The sequence below is a fragment of the Streptomyces sp. NPDC091272 genome (assembly GCF_044757485.1).
In the GTDB taxonomy this organism is placed as follows: Bacteria; Actinomycetota; Actinomycetes; order Streptomycetales; family Streptomycetaceae; genus Streptomyces.
In genome coordinates this window covers 1-20,386 of sequence record NZ_JBIVVC010000013.1, presented here as the reverse complement: position 1 = coordinate 20,386, position 20,386 = coordinate 1, and the positions used below count along the sequence as shown (strand labels likewise).

General features: G+C 68.6%; 16 protein-coding genes and 3 pseudogenes. 7 read left to right on the top strand and 12 right to left on the bottom strand.

The window, feature by feature from the left end:
* Positions 1–130: 130 nt before the first annotated feature.
* The 5 genes from ACIQM4_RS28995 to ACIQM4_RS28975 all read right to left on the bottom strand — a co-directional run bounded on the left by ACIQM4_RS28995 (position 131) and on the right by ACIQM4_RS28975 (position 4,945).
* Positions 131–1,345, bottom strand: a complete 1,215-nt coding sequence (locus ACIQM4_RS28995) for a cytochrome P450 (RefSeq protein ID WP_401597550.1) — start codon at positions 1,343–1,345, stop codon at positions 131–133.
* The gene (locus ACIQM4_RS28990) at positions 1,345–2,604 is read right to left on the bottom strand and encodes an NAD(P)-binding domain-containing protein (protein WP_401597547.1); all 1,260 of its coding nucleotides are present in this window, start codon (positions 2,602–2,604) and stop codon (positions 1,345–1,347) included. The genes ACIQM4_RS28995 and ACIQM4_RS28990 overlap by 1 nt, the downstream gene beginning before the upstream one ends.
* Positions 2,601–3,812 carry an NAD(P)/FAD-dependent oxidoreductase gene (locus ACIQM4_RS28985; RefSeq protein ID WP_401597545.1) on the bottom strand — a complete coding sequence of 404 codons (1,212 nt, stop codon included), beginning with the start codon at positions 3,810–3,812 and terminating at the stop codon, positions 2,601–2,603. Before ACIQM4_RS28985 ends, ACIQM4_RS28990 begins: the two co-directional genes overlap by 4 nt.
* Complete coding sequence (locus ACIQM4_RS28980) at positions 3,809–4,003, bottom strand: ferredoxin (protein WP_384780206.1); 195 nt, start codon at positions 4,001–4,003, stop codon at positions 3,809–3,811. Before ACIQM4_RS28980 ends, ACIQM4_RS28985 begins: the two co-directional genes overlap by 4 nt.
* Positions 4,004–4,222: 219 nt before the next feature.
* Positions 4,223–4,945, bottom strand: a complete 723-nt coding sequence (locus ACIQM4_RS28975) for a TetR/AcrR family transcriptional regulator (RefSeq protein WP_401597542.1) — start codon at positions 4,943–4,945, stop codon at positions 4,223–4,225.
* Between the two features lie 222 nt (positions 4,946–5,167).
* Between ACIQM4_RS28975 and ACIQM4_RS28970 the strand changes: the two are divergent.
* A pseudogene (locus tag ACIQM4_RS28970) lies at positions 5,168–5,377 on the top strand (amidase family protein); the annotation flags it as partial.
* 294 nt (positions 5,378–5,671) lie between these two features.
* On the opposite strand, the gene ACIQM4_RS28965 reads toward ACIQM4_RS28970, so the two are convergent.
* The 3 genes from ACIQM4_RS28965 to ACIQM4_RS28955 all read right to left on the bottom strand — a co-directional run bounded on the left by ACIQM4_RS28965 (position 5,672) and on the right by ACIQM4_RS28955 (position 8,305).
* Entirely contained in the window at positions 5,672–6,190 is a 519-nt protein-coding gene (locus tag ACIQM4_RS28965; protein ID WP_401597539.1) for an alpha/beta fold hydrolase, read from the bottom strand.
* Between the two features lie 87 nt (positions 6,191–6,277).
* Entirely contained in the window at positions 6,278–7,531 is a 1,254-nt protein-coding gene (locus ACIQM4_RS28960) for an epoxide hydrolase family protein (RefSeq protein WP_401597536.1), read from the bottom strand.
* 33 nt (positions 7,532–7,564) lie between these two features.
* The gene (locus ACIQM4_RS28955) at positions 7,565–8,305 is read right to left on the bottom strand and encodes an SDR family NAD(P)-dependent oxidoreductase (protein ID WP_401597534.1); all 741 of its coding nucleotides are present in this window, start codon (positions 8,303–8,305) and stop codon (positions 7,565–7,567) included.
* Between the two features lie 94 nt (positions 8,306–8,399).
* Here ACIQM4_RS28955 and ACIQM4_RS28950 point away from each other — a divergent pair, with 94 nt between their 5' ends.
* From ACIQM4_RS28950 to ACIQM4_RS28935, 4 genes and pseudogenes are all read left to right on the top strand, one after another.
* The gene (locus tag ACIQM4_RS28950) at positions 8,400–8,882 is read left to right on the top strand and encodes a MarR family winged helix-turn-helix transcriptional regulator (protein WP_401597532.1); all 483 of its coding nucleotides are present in this window, start codon (positions 8,400–8,402) and stop codon (positions 8,880–8,882) included.
* Positions 8,883–9,102: 220 nt separating this feature from the next.
* Positions 9,103–12,018: pseudogene (locus ACIQM4_RS28945) on the top strand (RHS repeat-associated core domain-containing protein); the annotation flags it as partial.
* A gap of 66 nt (positions 12,019–12,084) precedes the next feature.
* Positions 12,085–12,621 carry an SMI1/KNR4 family protein gene (locus ACIQM4_RS28940; RefSeq protein WP_401597529.1) on the top strand — a complete coding sequence of 179 codons (537 nt, stop codon included), beginning with the start codon at positions 12,085–12,087 and terminating at the stop codon, positions 12,619–12,621.
* Between the two features lie 1,095 nt (positions 12,622–13,716).
* A pseudogene (locus ACIQM4_RS28935) lies at positions 13,717–13,920 on the top strand (transporter); the annotation flags it as partial.
* A 686-nt stretch (positions 13,921–14,606) separates the two neighbouring features.
* On the opposite strand, the gene ACIQM4_RS28930 reads toward ACIQM4_RS28935, so the two are convergent.
* From ACIQM4_RS28930 to ACIQM4_RS28915, 4 genes are all read right to left on the bottom strand, one after another.
* Positions 14,607–16,130: an aldehyde dehydrogenase family protein gene (locus ACIQM4_RS28930; protein ID WP_401597527.1), complete on the bottom strand. Its 1,524-nt coding sequence runs from the start codon at positions 16,128–16,130 to the stop codon at positions 14,607–14,609.
* 57 nt (positions 16,131–16,187) lie between these two features.
* A complete protein-coding gene (locus tag ACIQM4_RS28925; protein WP_401597524.1) occupies positions 16,188–17,501 on the bottom strand; it encodes a GAF domain-containing protein in 1,314 nt (437 codons plus the stop codon).
* A gap of 237 nt (positions 17,502–17,738) precedes the next feature.
* Positions 17,739–17,987: a hypothetical protein gene (locus ACIQM4_RS28920; RefSeq protein WP_401597522.1), complete on the bottom strand. Its 249-nt coding sequence runs from the start codon at positions 17,985–17,987 to the stop codon at positions 17,739–17,741.
* 10 nt (positions 17,988–17,997) lie between these two features.
* Positions 17,998–18,216: a hypothetical protein gene (locus ACIQM4_RS28915; protein WP_401597520.1), complete on the bottom strand. Its 219-nt coding sequence runs from the start codon at positions 18,214–18,216 to the stop codon at positions 17,998–18,000.
* Positions 18,217–18,715: 499 nt separating this feature from the next.
* On the opposite strand from ACIQM4_RS28915, the gene ACIQM4_RS28910 reads away from it, so the two are divergent.
* Complete coding sequence (locus ACIQM4_RS28910) at positions 18,716–19,015, top strand: hypothetical protein (protein WP_401597517.1); 300 nt, start codon at positions 18,716–18,718, stop codon at positions 19,013–19,015.
* Between the two features lie 243 nt (positions 19,016–19,258).
* On the top strand, positions 19,259–20,296 hold the full coding sequence (locus tag ACIQM4_RS28905; protein WP_401597515.1) for a fatty acid desaturase family protein: 1,038 nt from the start codon (positions 19,259–19,261) through the stop codon (positions 20,294–20,296).
* Positions 20,297–20,386 lie beyond the last annotated feature (90 nt).

Here is a 20,386-nt window from a genome sequence, read left to right as displayed (position 1 = left end):
GGGAAACTCCTTCGCTAACGAAAGACGTGAGGTCATGCCGCGGCCGGAACCGCTCCCCGGAGCGCGCCGCCCATCAGGGGAAGGTGCAGGGCGCTCCGGGGAAAGCTGCCCGGGCCCCGGGAGGGCTGGGTCAACGGGTGACCATGAGTTTGCGGACGCCGTAGTTGGTGCCGGTGAAGTCCATGGGGACTTCCTCCAGCGGGGTGGCGAGCCGCAGGTTGGGGAAGCGCTGGAAGAGCTTGGGCAGTACGGTCCTGAGTTCGGCGCGGGCGACGTTCTGGCCGAGGCAGGCGTGGACGCCGTAGCCGAAGCCCATGTGGCGGGCCATCTTGCGGTCGATGTCGAGGGTGTCGGGGTCCTGGAAGGCGCGCGGGTCGCGATTGGCGGCGTTCATCGCGACGACGACGAGATCGCCCTTCGCCACCTGCGCGCCCGCGAGTTCGAGGTCCTCCTTGGCCACCCGGCCCAGGCCGAACTGGACGATGGTGAGGTAGCGCATCAGCTCCTCGACCGTGGTGCTGACCTTCTCCGGGTGGGCCAGCACCTGCTCGCGCTGCTCGTGGTGGGTGAGCAGGGTGAGAGTGGACAGGCCCATCATGGCGGCCGTGGTGTCGTGTCCGGCGAACAGCAGCAGCACGCCCAGGCCGATGAGCTGCTTCTCGGTCAGCGCCGCGTCGTCGCCGTCGGTCTTGTGGATCAGTTCGGCGAGGATGCCGTCGCGGGCGCCGGTGCGGCGCTTGTCGGCGACGAGCTGAGTGATGTGGTCGACGAGCCAGTGGGCGCCCTTGTCGCGCTCCGCGCGGCTCTTGGCCATGTCCATGAGGTCGACGGTGGCCTCGTGGAAGCCGTCGCGGTCCTCGTAGGGGACGCCGAGCAGTTCACAGATCACCAGGCAGGGAATGGGCAGGGCCATGGCCTGGACGAAGTCGAAGGTCTCGGGGCCCGCGGCGATGGCGTCCAGGTGCTCGTCAACGATTCTGTCGAGGTAGGGCTGGAGCTTGTTCTGCACGGCCTTGGGGGTGAAACGGGCGGTGAGCAGGCGACGGTAGGCGCCGTGTTCGGGCTCGTCCATCATCACGAAACCGGCGTCGAAGGGGGCGTCCTCGCCGGCCTCGGCGACCTCTCCCTCGGGGGTGTCGTGGCGTGGGCGCCGGGCGCTCAGACGCGGGTCGGTGAAGACCTGGCTGCCCTCCTCGAAACGCGTGACGAGCCAGCCCGTCGAGCCGTTGGGAAAGCGGACCTTGACGATGGGCTGCTCCTCCCTCAGCCCGGTGTACTCGGCCGGAGGGTCGAGGGGAGCGCCAGGATCGCGGGTGACGGGCTGGTGGACGGGGATCTCGGTCATTACTGCTGCTCCTGCGCGAGGGTGGGGGGCTGGGCGGCACCGTGCGCGTCGATCGCGGCGGTGACGCCGGTGTGGGTGGCGGTGGCCTTGCACCAGCCGGTGTAGACAGCCAGGTGCAGGACGGCCTCGCGGAGCTGCTCCGCGCTCAGCTCGCCGTTGACCAGCGCGCCATTGGCGATGACCTGCACGAGTTCGGGCCGGGCGACGGTGGCGGCGACGCCCAGGGTGAGCAGCCGACGGTCGCGGACGGACAGTCCCTCGCGGCCCCAGACCTGGGCGAAGAGGTAGTCGACGGTCTCGGTACTGAAGGGGTCGTCGGCGTCCTGGATGGCATTGCTGAAACCGGGGCCGTACGCCCGGTCCATCATGTGCAGTCCGTACGCGTGGGCGCTGTCCTTCGCCGGTGCCGGGGTCGGCGCCACATCGGCCTCCAACTGGAGGGTGCGGCGGGCCTGGGTGCGTACCGTCTCGACGAGGGGCGCCTGGACGCCAAGACTGGCGGCGAGGTCCCGGGCGGCATCGAGATCCTTGGTCATCAACGGTTCGATCTGCCTGCCGACGGCGTCGGGCAGCACGCCGTCGGCGTCCTGCATGCGCAACAGTTGCAGCAGTGTGCGCCCCTCGGGGTCGGCCGCGTCGATGACCTCGGCGAGCCGGGCAGGGTCCACGCCCGCGGCGCGGACCAGGGCCGCGGCTTCGGCGACCGTTCGCCAACTGCCGTACGTGACGACGTTGCGGGCGATCTTGGTGGCCATACCGGCACCGGCCGGGCCGCAGTGCACCACCTGCTTCGCCCAGTCCTCGATGACGGGCAGGGCCGCGTCCGCGGTCTTCTGCTCGCCGCCGAGGATGGCGACCATACCGTTCTCCGCGGCCTGGTCGCCCGGGGTCACCCCGCAGTCGAGGAAGCCCACACCGGACTTGGAGCAGAGCGCGGCCAGCTCGTGGACGACCCGCAGAGCGACCGTGGCGAGCAGGACGACGGTGAGGCCAGGCCGGGCTGCCCGCAGCAGGCCGTCCTTGCCGTCGATGACCGCACGGGCCTGGTCGGCGTTGACCACCGCGACCATCACGACATCGGACACCTCGGCCACCTCGGCAGGCGAGCCGAGCGGATCGGGCACACCGGACAGGTGTGCGGCGGCGTCGGGGCGGACGTCGTAGACCGCGGGGACGCGTCCGCTGCGGGCCAGACTGACGGCGACCCCGCCGCCGATCATGCCCAGGCCGACCACCCCGGCTCTCAAGGTGTCACTCATGCCGCACTCCCGGTGAGAAGGGGGGCCGCCGCGGCGACCTGTTCCCGGTAGCCGCGCAGGGCCCGGGCCATGTTGATGCCGACCGCCGCGCAGATCCTGCCGTTCCTGGCGTAAAGGGCGACCAACTTGCGCTCGGCGGTGCTGCCTTCGACGATGCGGACCTCGTCGGCACCGCGGGTCCGGCCGTAGATCTGGATCTTCAGGCTGTACTGGTCGGACCACACATAGGGCACCGGGTCGAACGCGACAGCCCGCTCGGGTCCGGCCAGGATGTTGCGGGCAACGGCCAGGCCCTGCTCGGCGGCGTTGGTGCGGTGCTCGATACGCCACGGTTCACCCGTGCGGGCATTGAGCCAACAAGCGACGTCACCCGCCGCCCACACCCCGAATCCGGCGTACAGGGTGGCGTCGCACTCCACCCCGTTGCCGACCGGAACGCCGCTGCCGGCCAGCCACTCGGTGTTCGGTTCGGCTCCGATACCGACCAGGAAGGTGTCCGCGGTCAGTGTGCGGCCGTCGGCGAGGCGCACCCCGTGCGCCCGTCCGCCGCCGGTGAGGACCTCGTCGACGCGGGCCCCGGCCTCGATCCGGACGCCACGTTCCTGGTGGACGGTGCGCAGCAGGGCGCCCAACTCGTCACCGAGGGCGTCACCCATCGGCTGGGCGGTGTCGGTGACGAGGGTGACCTCGCAGCCCAGGTGGCGGGCCACCGCGGCGGCCTCGGCACCGACGAAGCCGCCGCCCACCACGACCAGATGCGGCTGCTCCGCGAGGTCCTCGCGCAGCGCGAGCGCGTCCTCCAGGGTGCGCAGGACATGCACCCCGCGCACCGATTCGGTGCCCGGTAGCCGTCGGGCCCGCGTTCCGGTGGCGATGACCAGGGCGTCGTAACCGATCAGGCTTCCGTCGGCCAGGGTGATCCGGCGGGCGGAGCTGTCCAGGGCGGTGGCCGGTTGTCCCAGGCGTAGCTGGAGGTCGAGGGTGGCGATGTGGTCCTCGCCGCGCAGATGGAGCCGGTCGGTGTCCCAGGCGCCGGACAGCAGCTGCTTGGACAGCGGCGGCCGGTCGTAGGGAAGGTGCTCCTCCTCACCGATCAGCGTGAGCGATCCGGTGTAGCCCTCACGCCGCAGTCCTTCTACGACGCTCAGTCCGGCCGCGGAAGCGCCGACCACCGCGATGTGCGACGGAGCGGCGGCCGAGGCACTCACACGCGCACCTGGATCACGGCAGCCGGGCAGACCGCGGCGGCCTGGAGCACGTTCTCGGCCTGCTCGGCCGGCGGGTTGTCGTCAAGCAGGACCACGACGCCGTCCTCGTCCCGCTGGTCGAAGACCTCCGGTGCAGCCAGCACGCACTGGCCGGCACCGCAGCATTTGTCGAAGTCGATGGAGATGTCCATGAGGGGGATCCACTTCCGTCCAGCCCGTTGCCACGGGCGACGCGGGCCAGGCGCCATATAGTTGCCCTAGGCACCTAACTTAGTTCAGGGGCGACTGTACTCCCGCACATGCGGAGCAGCAACCAGCCCCAAGGAAAGGGTTGTTGATGGCGTGAAGAAAGTGTGCACACGGGTGCGCGACCGGGCGCCCGCCCCCTCGCGGAGGGGGCGGCGCACCCATTACGGCTGCGGGCCGTCCGGCTCCGGGGCGCTCCTGAGCGCCCTGATCCTGTGCGACGCCTCGGTCTCGAATCCGGGCGTGACGCGGAAAGGAACGCAGGGCGCGCGAGTCACGAGCGAGTCGACCAGTCCGTCGGCGAGCTGCAGGACCAGCCCCTCCGACGACTCGTCGCGATAGAGGCTGTGGTGCAGCGAGACCATGCCGTGCAGACCGGCCCACAGCGTCTGCGCGGCCTGTTCCACCGGCAGCGACAGGCCGAAACCGTTCTCCGCACAGCTGTGCAGGCAGGCGCGCAGACCGGCAGAGATGTGGCGGGCGGGGTGGGCGCCGATCCTGCTCGGGTCCGCCGCCGGCTGATACGCCTCGAACATGAGCCGGTAATGGCCCGGACTGCCCAGGGCGAACCGGCAGTACGCGTGTGCCTGCGCCCGGACCCGACGCTGCGGATCCGCGTCACCGCAGGCCAGGGCCGCAGCAGCCATCTGGGCGGCCAGTTCACCGTAGCGGTCCTCCAGTGCCGCCCACACCAGCTCCGTCTTGTCCTGGAAGTGCAGGTAAATGCTCGGAGCGGAGATGCCCACCTCCTTCGCAACCGCCCGCATCGTCAGCCGCTCGGCGCTGCCCCATTCGCCGAGAAGTCGCTGGACCGCGGCCACGATCTCCCGCCGACGCCGCGAACCCTGCCCGTCCCGCTGACCGCCACCGATCGGCCCTGCTTCCATCGCTTGCACTCCCCTTCCGTCAAACAGGTTAGCCAGCCCGCTCCCTCTCCCAGGACTGCAGTACGGATGATGACGGTGTGGCGACGCCGCATCCGTGTACGGCGAGACTCGGATGCCGATCGGTACGGGGTCAACACACGGGACTTCACCTGGAACCGTATTTCCCTGTGAGGTCTGCGTGTGGAAGTGGATCGAGCAAGGGCGGGTTCGTTACTGGACGGCGATCCTGAGCGCACTGCCGGCGGTTCCTCCGGTGGCCCCGCCGCCGTCGCCCTCCACCTGACCCCTGCCGCCCTCGGTAGCGATCTCGCCGGCTCCCTCCGGCTTCCCGCGCACTACTGCGGGGTCTACGGCCTGCGCCCCACGCGCGGACCAGTTCCGGCGCGCGGCCACATTCCCCGACCGCCGGGATGGATCACCAGCAACGACATGCGGGCGCCGGACGGAAGATCGTCGTGGTGCCCCAGTTGTTTGTGGTGCAGGTCTGCCCCGTGCTCACGGCCGGCCTGCATGTGCCCCGTGGTCGCGAAGCGGGGCGAGCCGCACGTCACAGGCCTCCGCATCTTCCGGTACGTCGTCGAGCAGACCATCGCCCGGCTGCCCGGCTGCCCGGCTTCCGCCGCCCACGCATCCGCTGGGAACGACGCGACGGCATCCAAGAAGCGTTCCTCGGACTTGCCGTCTGCCCTCGCCTGCGGTCAGCGCAGGCGAGGCTCCATCCGGGCGTCAGGCCGGTGTTGAAACCGTAGGTGCGAAGAACGACAGGAGTGCCGAGACGAAGGTGTCGGGCGCTTCCTCGGGCACATAGTGCCCGCATCCCTCGATTACGAGCTTTTTCACGTCGGTAGCGATGCGGCGCACATCGTCCGCGACGCCGGCACCTCGGAAGGCTGCGCCCCCAACCGCCAGTACGGGCATCGACAGAGGGGTGAGTGTCTGCTTCTGATTCTGGAGAATCGTCACATCCAGGGCACGGTAGTACTGGAAGCTGGCGTGCAGTGCACCGGGCTGGCGAAGCGCCTCGATGTAGACATCGATGACGTCCGGGTGCATGGCGCCGGGTGTGGCGCCCTTCGCGGCGAACTGATCGCGGAAGTAGAGGTCTTCACGTCCCTCGACAAGCTTTTCGTTGACGGACGGCAGCCGGTTGAACATGAAGTGCCATGTGGCTTCGACCGCGCGAGTGGCCAGCGGTGTGGCGCTCGGGTCATCGGAGATGCCCGGGAAGGCGGCTTCGGCCAGCACGAGTTGGGTGACGGGGGGGAGAGGAGCGGCAGGATCCCGAAGGCGGGACCCGAGGCCCAACGAAGACGCCGGTGCGGGCGACAGGGGTCAGGAGTGAGGAGACTTGGATGCTGGCCTGGAGCGCTTACGCGAAGCGGTCAATCGCTTCGTGACACTCCCGTCGCGGCCCGCAGCCCGACTCATGAAGCCCGGCCTCGCATGAGACGCACGGCCTTTTGCACTTCCGCGACGAAGAGCGCGGGTTCCTCCCACGCCGCGAAGTGGCCTCCCCGGTCGACAGTGTGAAAATGGGCGAGGTTGGTGAAGCGACTTTCGGTCCAGCGACGAGAGGGGCGGACTGCCTGAGAGGCTGAAGGCGGCCGGGACGGTGATCGGCCGGTCGGGGCGGGCCGGCGATGTCCAGCGCGATCGGGCGGTTTCCCAGTACAGGCGGGCGGACGTAGGGCCGGCGTTGGGCAGCCAGTAGAGCATGATGCCGTCGATGATCTCGCTGAGCGGCAGGGATGCCTCGGCGTCTCCAGGGGTGCCACTGTTGTCCTGGAACAGGGTGTAGATCCAGGAGGCGAGCCCCACGGGAGAGTCGGCCAGGGCGTAGCCAATGGTCTGGGGCCTGGACGCCTGCTGCTGGGCGTATGCGGACTGGGTTCGCCAGAACATCTCGGCCCGATCCAGCATGGCCGCCTCCTCTGCCGTGGCGTCCGCGCGTTCCTCCGGAGTGGGGGTGAAGGTCGCGAAGTTGAGGTGGATGCCCTGGAGGCCTGGGGGCCGGAGCGCGGCTATCTCTTCGGTGACGGCGCCGCCGAGGTCACCGCCCTGCGCGTACCAGTGGTCGTAACCGAGCCGGGCCATGAGGGTCGTCCAGGCCCGGGCGGTGCGCGTGAAGTCCCATCCCGGTGCGGTGGGGGCCTGGGAGAAACCGAAGCCGGGCAGGCTGGGAATGACCAGGTGGAAGGCATCGTCTACGGACCCGCCGTGATCCTGCGGGTTGGTGAGCGGGGCGATCACGTGCCGGAACTCAAGTACGGACCCCGGCCATCCGTGGGTCATCAGCAGAGGTGTGGCGTCCGCGTGAGACGAGCGGATGTGGAGGAAGGCAACGTCCAGACCGTCGATGTGGGTCGTGGAGTGGTTGTAGGAGTTGATCAGTTGCTCGGTCTGGCGCCAGTCGTAGCTGGTGCGCCAGTACTCCACAAGGCTCTGGATCTTGGCGAGCTGGGGGCCTTGGCTGGTGTCGGTGACGGTCTCGGGGGCAGGCCATCGCGTGCGGTCCAGGCGGTGGCGCAGATTTTGCAGGTCTGCCTCGGGTACGTCGATCGGGAAGGGAGTGACGGGATGCGACATGGTGTGACTCCAGAGTGAGTGCTGCAGGGCGGGTCAGACGTTGTGTCCGCCGTCCACGGTGAGGGTGGTGCCGGAGATGTGCCGCCCTCCCTCACCGACGAGATACGCGACGCTTGCCGCGATGTCCGACGGGGATCCGTAGCGGCCGAGCGGCGTAGCATCGCGCAGGGAGGCGGCCATGGGCCCCTCTGCCGGGTTGGCCTCGGTGTCCGTCGGACCGGGCTGGACCAGCACCGCCGTGATGCCCTGGGGGCCGACCTCACGGGCCAGCCCTCGGGTCAGTCCGCTCAGCGCGGACTTGCTCGCCGCGTACAGGGCGGCCCCGGGGAAGGGGATGTGATCGGCGAGGCTGCTGCCGATCGTGACGATGCGTCCGCCCGGGGGCAGGTGGCGCAGCGCCGCCTGGACGCCGATGATCACCGCGCGGACGTTCACGGCCAGCACGCGGTCGATGTCCGGGACGGTGACGTCGCGGACGGGGCCGCTCACGGTGATGCCTGCGTTGTTGACCAGGATGTCCAGTCGTCCGAGTGCCGCGGCCGCGCTCTCCACAGCGCCGGTCAGGGCGTCGGGGTCGGCGCTGTCTGCCTGCAGCGCGATCGCTGAACGCCCCGTCTCCGTAAGTTCCTTGACCAGAGCCGCCGCCTGTTCGTGAGCGTTGACATAGGTGAAAGCGACGTCGGCGCCGTCCTCGGCCAGTCGGCGGACTATCGCGGCGCCTATGCCGCGGCTTCCTCCCGTCACCAGAGCGGCTTTGCCTGACAGGTTCACCATCGCGGGCTCTCAGCTTCTCTCGACTGTTTCTTGCCTAGGCAAGTGTTACCGCGATTTTCTTGCTTGCGCAAGCGATGTCGGGCATGCTGATGGTGTGGCAGAGCAGATTCCGCTGGACCCCCAAGAAGAACAGCTTGTGCGTCAACTGGGGCGCCTCGTCCATGGTTTGCCGCGCTTCCTCGAGGAGGACATGGCGCGTATGGCCGGGATCGCGATGACCGACTTCGCTGTACTGATCGTCCTGGCGGAGACACCGGGGCAGCGCCTGCGCATGGTGGACCTGGCCTGGCACGTGGGGCTCACACCGAGCCGCATCACCCGCGTCGTCGACGGCCTGCAGGCCCGGGACCTCGTCGTGAAGGCCCGGGATCCCGACGACGCTCGAAGCAACGTCGTCTCCCTCACCGCCACCGGGCGCAGCGTGGCCGACGAGGCCCGCCCGCACTATGTGGCGAGCGTACGCAACCGCATCCTGGCCCATATCCCGCCCGAGACCATGCCCGCGACGCTCGAGGCCATCAATCGCGCCACCGACGCACTGCTCTGCGAGCACGGTCCGCGAGAGCGCTCCGGCTGACAGTTGTCGCCCTGCCTTTCCAGTGCAGCCGAGCGAGGCTCAGTCGGTCGTCCGCACGGTACGACTCCGCCCCGCGGACGTGAGTATTGGCAGCGAAACGGTGTCGGCCAGCGCCTGCTGGCCCGTGATGTTCACATGGAATCCGTCCCCGGTGTCGTAGGCGGAGCTGATGCTGTTCGGCCTCAGCGGGCCCCTGAGGACTTGATCCAAACCGAGGGCGCTGCCACTGCAGTTCGGCTGTGACGCACACGGCCGCATCACCTCGTGGACCGACACCAACAACAGCCGCTACGACTACGTCTACGACGACCAGGACCGCTGCACCTACCAGTCCGGCACCCGTGGACACGTCGAATCCCGGTTCATCTGGGGCTCCACCGACCCGGCAACCGGGCTGCGCACGAATGCACTCACCGACGGTCTCGGCCACACCAAGCGCTTCCTCGTCAACGAGCGCTCTCAGGTCGTCGCCGAGATCGATCCACTGGGCGCCACTACCCGCTTCACCCATGACCGCCGCAACCGGCTGCTGTCACGGACCGACCCACTGGGCCACGCCTGCCACTTCGCCTACGACGAGCACGGCCGCACGACGTTGGCGGAGCGCCCGGACGGCCGACAGGCGCGGGCGGCGTACGACGACAACGGCATGCCGGTACGTCTGATCGGCACCGATGGCCGCGTCACCCGCCAGATCTTCGACGAGCGCGGCAACCGCACCTCGGTAACCGATCCCTCGGGCGCGACCACGCAGTTCGCGTACGACGCGGCAGGCCATCAGACCTCGGTGACGGATCCACTCGGAGCCACCACCCGCCTCCTCCTGGACCGCCGGGGCCTCCCCGTCGAGGTCACCGACCCGTTGGGTGCCACGACCCGGTACGCACACGATGCCTTCGGCCGCACCGTCCAGATCACCGACCCGCTCGGTGCCGAAACCCGGCTGGAGTGGACGGTCGAAGGCCACCCGTCCCGGCGCACCTCCCCCGACGGCACCGTGCAGTCCTGGACCTACGACGGGGAGGGCAACTGCCTCGCCCATACCGACGCGATGGGCGGCACGACCCGCTTCACCTATACGGACTTCGACCTGCTCACGTCCCGTACCGGCCCGGACGGAGTCCGCCACGAGTTCTCCCACGACACCAACCTGCGGCTGACACGGGTGACCAACCCGCAGGGCCTGACATGGGACTACGCCTACGACGCAGCAGGCCGGCTGGCCACGGAAACCGACTTCGACGGCCGGCCACTGACCTACGCCTACGACGTGGCGGGGCACATGACCTCCAGGACGAACGGCCTGGGCCAGCGCATCGACTTCACCCACAACACCCTCGGCCAGGTCATCCGCAATGCGGCCGAAGGCACCGCGGTCACGACCCTCGAGTACGACATCTTCGACGAACTCGCCATCGCCGTAGGTCCGGACGCCCGTCTGGAACGCCTGCGAGATCGCCATGGCCGGCTGAGGTCCGAGAAGGTCAACGGCCGGACCCTGACGTACGAGTACGACGCACTGGGCCGCAGAGTGCGGCGGACGACACCCGGCGGGGCGGTCAGCGAATGGTCGTACGACGCGGCGGGCCGCAGAACGAAGCTCATCGCGTCCGGGCGCGACATTGCCTTCTCCTTCGACGCCTCGGGCCGCGAAGTGGAGCACACCGTCTCCGACTTCGTGACACTGAGCTCCTCGTTCGACGAAATGGGCCGTCTGACGGACCAGGAGGTCACCTCCCAGGACAGCCGTCTCCAGCACCGCGCCTACTTCTACGGTGCGGGCGGCGGTCTCGTCGGTATCAGCGATGCCCTCTCCGGTCCCCGCGGCTTCGACGTGGACCCCTCCGGCCGCGTCACGGCTGTCCACGCGAGGGGCTGGACGGAGCATTACGTCTACGACGACGCGGGAAACCAGACCCACGCCACCTGGCCGGCGGCGCACCCCTCCCAGTCCGCGACAGGGCCCCGTACCTACCAGGGCACCCGGATCACCCGCGCGGGAGCCCTCCGCTACGAACACGACGACCAGGGCCGCATCGTCCTGCGTCAGAGGAGACGGCTCTCCCGCACCCCCGACACTTGGCGCTACCAGTGGGACGCCGAAGACCGGCTCACCGCGGTGACCACCCCGGACGGCACCCTCTGGCGCTACACGTACGACCCCCTGGGCCGCCGCATAGCCAAACAGTCCCCTTTTGAGACCGTCCATTTCACCTGGGACGGCGCCACCCTCTGCGAACAGACGAACGCGAACATCATCCTGACCTGGGACCACGCAGGCCCGCGTCCCTTGGCCCAGACGGAACGCCGCACCGACACCGACGATGAACGCTTCTTCGCCATCGTCACCGATCTGATCGGCACCCCGACCGAACTCGTCGACGAATACGGCGACCTGGCCTGGCGCACCCGCAGCACCCTCTGGGGCAGCACCACATGGAACCGCGACGCCACCGCCTACACTCCGCTGCGCTTCCCCGGCCAGTACTTCGACCCCGAATCGGGCCTCCACTACAACTACTTCCGCTACTACGACCCGGAATCAGCCCGCTACCTCAGCCAGGACCCCCTCGGCCCTGCCCCGGCGCCCAACCCCGCGGCATACGTCCACAACCCCCTGCTGTGGGCCGATGTTCTCGGGTTGCTTCGCTGCCGGACGAACGAGCCGGACGACCCGACCTGGGGCGGCAGGGTCGTCTACGGGGAAATGGATGCAAAGGGCCGGCCGACAGGAATGCACGCCACGTTGGGAGAGGACATGATGGGGAAGAATCCCACGGACCCGCACGGCGATCCCCCCGGCTGGGCCAGCGATAAAAAATATAACCGAGCCCACCTCCTCGGTGCACAGCTCGGCGGATCCAACTACATGCCAGAGAATTTTGTCACCATGCAGGCCTACGCCAACCCCCCAGTCATGCGAAAAATTGAAAACCAAATCAGAGCCGCAGTCGAGGCCGGGGAAATCATCCAGTACACCGTCACTCCTCGATACAATCTGGACAGCCCCATCCCACTCGGGGTAACCATTGAGGCATACGGATCGAGGGGTTTCGAGTCCACTCAGCACAGAAGCACCGGAATCACCGATCCGGGAAATATTGCATTCATCCCCAACAAGGCAAAGGGCGAGTGACGAAGTCAGGCGCAGCCGACAAGAATGCCATCTGAACTCGCTGGATACCAAGAGAGGACCCTTTAAGTGAATAATTCCCTCGCACGGCTACTAGAGATTGCCCCGGCGCCAACCGAACCCCGCCAGAAGGACTGGGGTGAGGCTGAGTGCACCCTGGGGCTCGAGCTCCCCGCCGACTACAAGGAATTCATCCGCATCTACGGAGGGAGCAACTGGGACGACTACCTGTATGTCCTGGAGCCCGGATGCCCCAACAAGCACTACGACCTCCTCAAAGAGAACGAGGGAAGGCAGGAGGACCTGGAAGACCTGTGGGAAGAGGAGAGGAAGCCGGATGAGCTTCAGGACGAAGGAGCGCGAGTCATCTCCTGGGCCGTCACCGATAACGGCGAAAGCCTCTACTGGCGCGTTCTTCCCGGCCATGATCCGGACCAATGGACGGTGATGATTAATGAAGCACGCGGCGATCGATGGGAACATTTCGCAGTATCCTGCACCCAGTTCCTCGCCTCGGCCCTTGATGGAGACATCGAGTCAAACCTCCTCTCGTCTTATTATTTCCCTCGGAACCCGCACGAATTTCGCCGGCTCAGCGCAGTTTAACGCTCAAGTAACCAGCTCCTGCGTGGCGCGGCGGCACCAGACTCACCCGCGCAAGACGACTGGTCGCGGCTGGCGGGCGCATCCCGAGCCCCCACCGCACCCTGCGTGAGGAGTTCCTCGACCACGTGGTGCCGTTCGAGTCGCTGGCCGCGGCCCACTAAGCGAACGATGGCTGGGTGCACGCCTAGAGCCACCAACGCTCGCACCAGGCTCTGACCATGCACACCCCGGCCAGTCTCTTCCGCCCCCCATTCATAGGGACAGCTAGGCAGAGGCGTCCATCCAGTCCGGTGGGGGGCACGTATATCCGGTTTCAGGGCCGTGCGGCGGCGGATGGCGTCCGTGGCGTTCGTGATTTCCGGGTGACACCTGGGGGTACGACGAAGCACCGCAGGTTGCTCCCGGCGGTGCTTCGTCATGCGGCTGCTGGGCAAGGTGGATTGGTGCTCGTGATGGGTGCTCCGTCGTCTTCCGGTTCACCGCTTTCGAGGGCCCGGTGGAGGCGCGTCTTGACGATGCAGACTGTACGGCCGAGCAGTGAGCTCTTTCCGATCTCCCGCTGACGCGTGTTGGGGGAGCAGGGACGGCCTTCTTGAAGCAGTCGGCGGTGCGGTCGCGGGCGCTGGGCCATTTTCCGCCACGTTGGTGTGAGCTTCTTCAGACTCAGCCGGACGTCCCCGGTTTCACGCGGACGCGCTGATACCTCATGGGACTGAGTGGCACTGGCCTGGGTTCAATCTGAGCCGGGCCGCGCAGTCCGCGGAGTGGGCCACACTGCATTTATGGCGGGCTTTCAGCAACGGAAAGCGATAGGGGAAGCTCGTGAGCGATACATCGCCTAGAAACACACGGGGCGCGGGTGGGAAGTCGACCCCTGGGGACAGGGCCTCCCGAGCAAGGAGATTCAGGGTGCCCTTCGGCGGACGGAAAGTTTCATCCGATGGTTCCCGGACCTCATTGCGGCAGAAGGAAATGACCTCGTGCTGATCGATTGCAAGGTTGGAGACGGTGGCCTCCGGGACAGGCCGTACGGCGGCATCGAAACCGGTTCGCCGACGTACCGCCGAGAGGCCCCGCACTCGAACGGAGGCTGGGGTGGCCGAGCTGGCGCGGGCCGTGGACGAGGTGCTGCAGGTCTCAGCGATGGCGTGACGCGAGTGCAGCGCAAGCAGTACGCCGCGTACCAGCGGCTGAGGAACTTCGCCTGCGCTGCCCGCCCAGCGGACGAAGCTGCTCGTGAAGGCCGATCCCCGACAGATCGATCTCGTCCCGGGCTTCATGCGGGACGTGACGAGGCTGAGGCCCTAATGAGGCCCGTGAGGTGACACAAACTGGCCCTCTGATGCGCCGAGTTGCCCCGCCGTATAACTCTGCAGGTCACTGCTGAGGCGGTCGGCGTCCCAGCGGCTGCGGGCCAGGAGGTGCTGCAGCCCGTCCGGAGTGGCATGGCCGGCATGCTCGGCGAGTTGCCGCCGTTTTTGCGACCTACCGGACCCAGTAGTCCGCGCACATAGTCACGCATCCGACGGCGGGGCTCAACCCTGGCGAAACAGGATCCGGCCCGAAGGAACAAGTTCTCAAGTTCACGGCCCCAGGCACTCGTAGGCACATCATTGATCACATCTACGGACTGCTCGATCCGCTCTCACTACATGCGGCGTACCCAAGCTGCTGACCAGTGTTAATGGAGAAGTGCGGCTGGAGTACTAGTGGCTTGGCCGCCCCCATCGAAGGAAGCGAAGCGTGTGCTCACGTCTGCGGAGCACGCTGCAGTGCCTGAGCTGTCCTGCTAGGTCGTGCCTCTACACGCGTCAAAGAGTTCTCGCCTGCCTCGCCCTGGGCGGGAGTACGGTCCGTGATTGGTCCGGGGACGGTCCTCGTGCGGATCGACCATCGACCTGAGGCAGTCTAGTGATTGCCCAGCGTGACTCAGGATTCGGGCTGCCTGGAGCGTAACGGCGTCTCCAGGCAGCCCACTTGAAGCTCTAGAAGAACCCAAGCTTCTTCGGGCTATAAGAGCAAAGAACGTTCTTCGTCTGCTGGTAGTGGTCCAGCATCATCCTGTGGTTCTCCCGCCCGATGCCCGACTGCTTGTAGCCGCCGAAGGCGGCGTGTGCCGGGTAGGCGTGGTAGCAGTTGGTCCAGACCCTGCCTGCCTGGATCGCGCGGCCCGCCCGGTACGCCGTGTTCATGTCGCGGGTCCATACGCCCGCACCCAGGCCGTACAGCGTGTCGTTGGCAGTGGCGATCGCGTCGTCGAAGTCGGAGAAGGACGTGACCGCGACGACCGGACCGAAGATCTCCTCCTGGAAGACCCGCATCCGGTTGTCGCCCTCGAAGATGGTCGGCTGGACGTAGTAACCGCCCGCCAACTCGCCGTCGTAATCGATGCGTTGACCGCCCGTCAGGATCTTCGCGCCCTCCTGCTGGCCGATGTCGAGGTACGAGAGGATCTTCTGGAGCTGGTCGTTGGAGGCCTGCGCGCCGATCATGGTGGCTGTGTCGAGGGGGTGCCCCGGCGCGATGAGTTCGGTGCGGGCGATCGCCGCCTCCATGAACTCGCTGTAGTGACCGCGCTGGACGAGTGCGCGCGAGGGACAGGTGCACACCTCGCCCTGGTTCAGGGCGAACATCGTGAACCCTTCGAGCGCCTTGTCGCGGAAGTCGTCGTCCGCGCTCCACACGTCGTCGAAGAAGATGTTGGGACTCTTGCCGCCGAGTTCGAGAGTGACCGGTTTGATGTTCTCCGACGCGTACTGCATGATCAGCCGGCCCGTCGTGGTCTCCCCGGTGAACGCGATCTTCGCGACCCGGGGGCTGGACGCCAAGGGCTTGCCCGCCTCGACGCCGAAGCCGTTCACGATGTTGACGACGCCCGGCGGCAGCAGGTCGGCGATCAGGCTCATCCAGAAGTGGATGGAGGCGGGGGTCTGCTCGGCCGGCTTCAGGACGACCGCGTTGCCGGCGGCCAGTGCGGGCGCCAGCTTCCATGTCGCCATCAGGATGGGGAAGTTCCACGGAATGATCTGCGCGACCACGCCGAGCGGCTCGTGGAAGTGGTACGCGATCGTGTCGTCGTCCAGCTCGCTGAGAGACCCTTCCTGGGCGCGCAGGGCGCCCGCGAAGTAACGGAAGTGGTCGATGGCGAGCGGGATGTCGGCAGCGAGGGTCTCGCGTACCGGCTTGCCGTTCTCCCAGCTCTCCGCGACCGCGAGCTCCTCCAGATGGGCCTCCATCCGGTCGGCGATCCTCAGGAGGATGTTCGCCCGCTCGCCCGCAGCCGTGCGCCCCCAGCCGGGAGCCGCCGCGTGCGCCGCGTCCAGGGCGAGTTCCACGTCCTCCGCGGTGCCACGGGCGACCTCGGTGAAGGTACGGCCGTTGACCGGGCTCGGATTCTCGAAGTACCCACCGCGCACGGGCGCGACGTACTCCCCGCCGATCCAGTGGTCGTAGCGATCCTGGTACGAGACGACTGCGCCCTCGCTGCCGGGCGCGGAGTATCGGGTCATCGCTCTGGCCTCCCTCGGACGGTGCCGCCCGCCGTTGGCCGGCACCCGGGGGTGACGCTAGGACGGTCGACGTTGCAACACCGTTGCACCGCCCGGCCGTTCACCGTCGGGCGCGGCGCGCAGTTCCGCGTCGAGCGCCGCCACGCGTGCGCGTGCCGCCGGCCGCCGGGCCGAGGGCGCGGCGGCGGCAAGCGCCCGCCACACCTCCAGATCGTCCTCGCCCCACGGGCTGCCCACCCAGTCCGACATGAGGCCGGGATCCGCGCGCGCCACCAGTGCCGCCCGCAGCTCACCCTCCAGGCGCCGCCTCAGCCGCACGACGGCCGGCGCCTGCGAAGCGGGCAGCAGCGGCCCCCGATAGGCCCCCATCGCGGCCGCCACCGCGCCGGAGCCCAGGCGCCTGGCCACCACCGTGAAGTCCGCGTCGAGCGGGACCGTCAGGCGGTACGGACGTGAGCGCAGCAACTGCGGCCCCAACAGGCGTCGCATGCGCGAGAGTTCGGCCCGCAGCGTCACGGGTGTGACCGACTCGTCCTCGTACAGCTCACAGAGCAGCTCGTCACCCGAGAGGCCCTCGGGATGACGCGCGAGCAGGACCGCGATCTCGCTGTGCCGCCTGCTCAGCCGCACCTTGGACCCGGCCGCCACCAGCAGGGCCTCGTCACGCCCCAGCGCGTACAGCAGGGCCCGGTCGGTGTCCGCGGGCGGTGACGGAGCGAGCAGCGCGAGGTGGGACTCGGCGGCGCTCGCCACGGCCTGGACGAACGCCAGGCTGTGCGGATGGGCGAGGCTGTCACCCCCGGTGATGTCCACCGCGCCCAGCAGCCGCCCGGTGCGCGGATCGTGCAGCGGGGCCGCCGCGCAGGTCCAGGGGTGCACGGGCCGCAGGAAGTGCTCGGCGGCGAACACCTGGACCGGCCGGTCCAGGGCGAGCGCGGTTCCCGGCGCATTGGTCCCCACCGAGGCCTCGGCCCACCGGGCCCCCGGCACGAAGTTCATCCGCCCGGCCCGCTCCCGGGAGCGGGCGTCCCCCTCCACCCACAGCAGCCGCCCGTGTGCGTCGCACACCGCGAGCAGGTGTCCGCCGTCGTGCGCGTACGCCCCCATCAGCTCCCGGAGCAGCGGCATCGCCCGCGCCAGCGGATGGCCCTCCCGGTACGGGCCGAGCTCGTCCTCCGCGAGCTCCACGCGCGCCTGCCCTTCGGGGCTGACCAGGGCGCGCGCGGAACGCCGCCAGGACTCGGCCACCACACTGCGCACCGGGCGCTCGATGCGGCCCGCCGAGGTGAACGTGTCGTACGCCCTGTGCAGCGCGCCGAGCCGCGCCCCCGGATCGGCGCCGGGCTCCAGAGCCACCCACGCGTCGGTCAACTAGGCCTCCCGGCGAAGACGTGGTGACGGCAGCGGCCCCGCGGGCCGTCCGCCCCATCGTCGTACCGCAGGACGGGACCGACAAGCGTCACGGCACGGGCCCGGTCGAGAGGCAGGCTCTCCGTGTGCCTCGACCGCGCCCGGCCGAGAGGCACGCTCTCCGTGCGCCTTCGACCGGGCCCGGCCGAGAGGGGCTCGCTCTCCGTGCGCCTTCGACCACTGTTCCCGTGGCTGTGCCTACTGCTCCGACTGGGCGGCGATGATCAGCTCCTTCATCAGCTCACGGCTCAGCTCCGGATCGTCCTCGAAGGGCAGCCAGTCGCGCCCGCACCCGCACCGCATCCGTACCGGGTCGCCCCACCGGCCCCCGGCGGAGAACCCGGTGACCGCGGCGCAGCCGGGACAGGCCATCGGGCCTTCGCCCGCGACCACGATCGGCGCGAGCATCTCGATCGACCAGGGGTCGAGCAGTTCGAACTCGTCCACGACGGAACGCCTACCGGGGCGGAATGTCGCCGAGATCGGCGCTCAGCTGCCGTAGGTCTCCCGGTGCGATCCCGCAGAGCCCGGCGACCTCCTCGATGTCGGCCCCGGCCCGCGCGGCCGCCACGGCCTCGGTCTCGACGTCGGCGCGCGCCGCGTTCAGGGCGACCTCCGCCTCACGCAGCCGCTGCAGGGCGAGCTCCAGCGCTGCCAGGTTCTTCTCGGTATCCATGCAGCGGATAGTGGCACGGGAGCGGAGCACGCTGCCAACCGGAGCCTTGCGTGCCCGACCTGCCCGACCTGCCCGACCTACCCGTGCAGCGTGAGAGGGCGGCCGCGACTGCGCCCCCGCCTCGGGGAGGTGCGTACGTACGGGAGGAAGCGTACGAGCGTGCGGAATGTCGCGGTCCGTCGAGCGGAAAGAGTCAACTTGCCGACTTTGGTCGCCGGTTGAACCCGGACGGGCGACTCTGGACGGTATGGCCACGCCGCCCGTACCACCGCAGCCGCCGGGAACTCCGCCCGAGGGAGGATTCGGACCGCCCCAGGGGCCGCCACAGGGTCCTCCGCCTCAGGGTCCGCCGCAACATCCTCCGGCTCAGGGTCCGCCGCAAGGTCCTCCCTGGGAGCCGCCCGGTGGCTTCGGGCCGCCTGCCGGGGGAGGGGGTCCGGACATACCCTCGGGCGGCCAGGGGCCCGGGGGTGCAGGAGGGCGCCGCCCCCTGCTGATCGTGCTCGCCGTCGTGCTGGTCGCGGCCGCGGTCGTGGCGGTCGTGCTGGTGATGACCGGCAACGACAGGTCCGGGCAGCCAGGGGCGCCCGCTACCGGCACCACCGCACCCGCGCCTTCCTTCAGCCTGCCGAGCGAGTTCCCCACCGGCCTCCCGTCCGGGTTCCCCTCCCTGCCGTCGGACTTCCCGACGGAGCTGCCTTCGGGGTTCCCCACGGAGTTGCCCAGCGGTTTCCCCTCTGACTTCCCGACCGGGCTGCCCAGCGGTTTCCCCTCTGAGCTGGAGTCCTTCCTGCCATGAATCGACCTGAACCGAGCTGAATCGACCTGGACCGAGCTGAATCGTCCTGAAGAGAGCTGAATCGACCCGAACAGATCTGGATCCGGGTGCGTGGTGGTGCACCCGGGGACACCACCACAAGGGGGCAAACCCCCGGGTGGCCGGGGTGGTGACGCCATGGCCATGATCGGTTTTGATCCGTAGGTTTCTCAGTATCGGGCGCCGCAGTTCGCGGAGTGCGCCTCCAGAGACCGGAGTTCACGTATGCCCCAGGCCACCGCCACCACGCAGCAGCCTCCGGGCGCGCCCTCCGGAAGTGACTTCGCACCGCTCCTTCGCGCGGTGCGCGGACAGGGGCTGCTGGAGCGGCGGCACGGCTGGTACGCCGCACGCGTCGGTGTGAACCTGGCCGGCCTCGCCGCGGTGATCACGGGCATCGCCCTCCTCGGCCACACCTGGTGGGTACTGCTGCTCACGGTTCCGTTCTCGCTGGTCTGGACACGTACCGCCTATCTCAGCCATGACGCCGGCCACGCCCAGATATCGAGCAGCCGCCGGGCGGGCCGGTGGCTCTCCCTCACCCACGCCAACCTGCTCCTTGGCATGAGCCAGGCCTGGTGGAACGAGAAGCACAACCGGCACCACGCCAATCCCAACCACGTCGACAAGGACCCGGACGTGGGGGTCGGGGCGCTGGTCTGGACGCAGAAGCAGGCCGCCGGCCGCGAGGGCTTCGCCCGGTGGCTCGCCCGGCACCAGGCCAAGCTGTTCTTCCCGATGCTGCTGCTCGAAGGCATCGCGCTCAAGGTGTACGGATTTCAGGACCTGCGCCGCCAGGACGTGCGCGAGCGCAAGGTGGAGGCAGCCCTCCTCGTCACTCATCTCGGCCTCTACGCGGCGCTGTTGCTGAGCACCATGCCCCCGCTCACGGCGCTCGCCTTCGCCCTCCTGCACCATGCCTTCTTCGGCCTCCAGCTCGGCATGGCCTTCGCGCCCAACCACAAGGGCATGGAGATGCCCGACCCCGACGGGGAGCGCTGGGGCCACCTGCGCCGCCAGGTCGTCACCTCGCGCAACGTGCGCGGCGGGCCGCTCACCGACTGGTTCCTGGGCGGGCTGAACTACCAGATCGAGCACCATCTGTTCCCGAACATGCCGCGACCGCACCTGCGTCTCGCCCAGCCTCTCGTCCGTGCGCACTGCCAGGAGGCGGGCCTTCCGTACACGGAGACCGGACTGATCGATTCCTACCGGCAGGCGCTCAGCCACATGCACGAGGTCGGCGAGCCCTTGCGCGCCTAGGTCGTTTCTGATGGCTCTTGGACGGTGTCGCGGAGCCAGATGGCGATCGCTGCGACGGTGAGGGTGCCGTTGAAGATGTAGTCGCGCTTG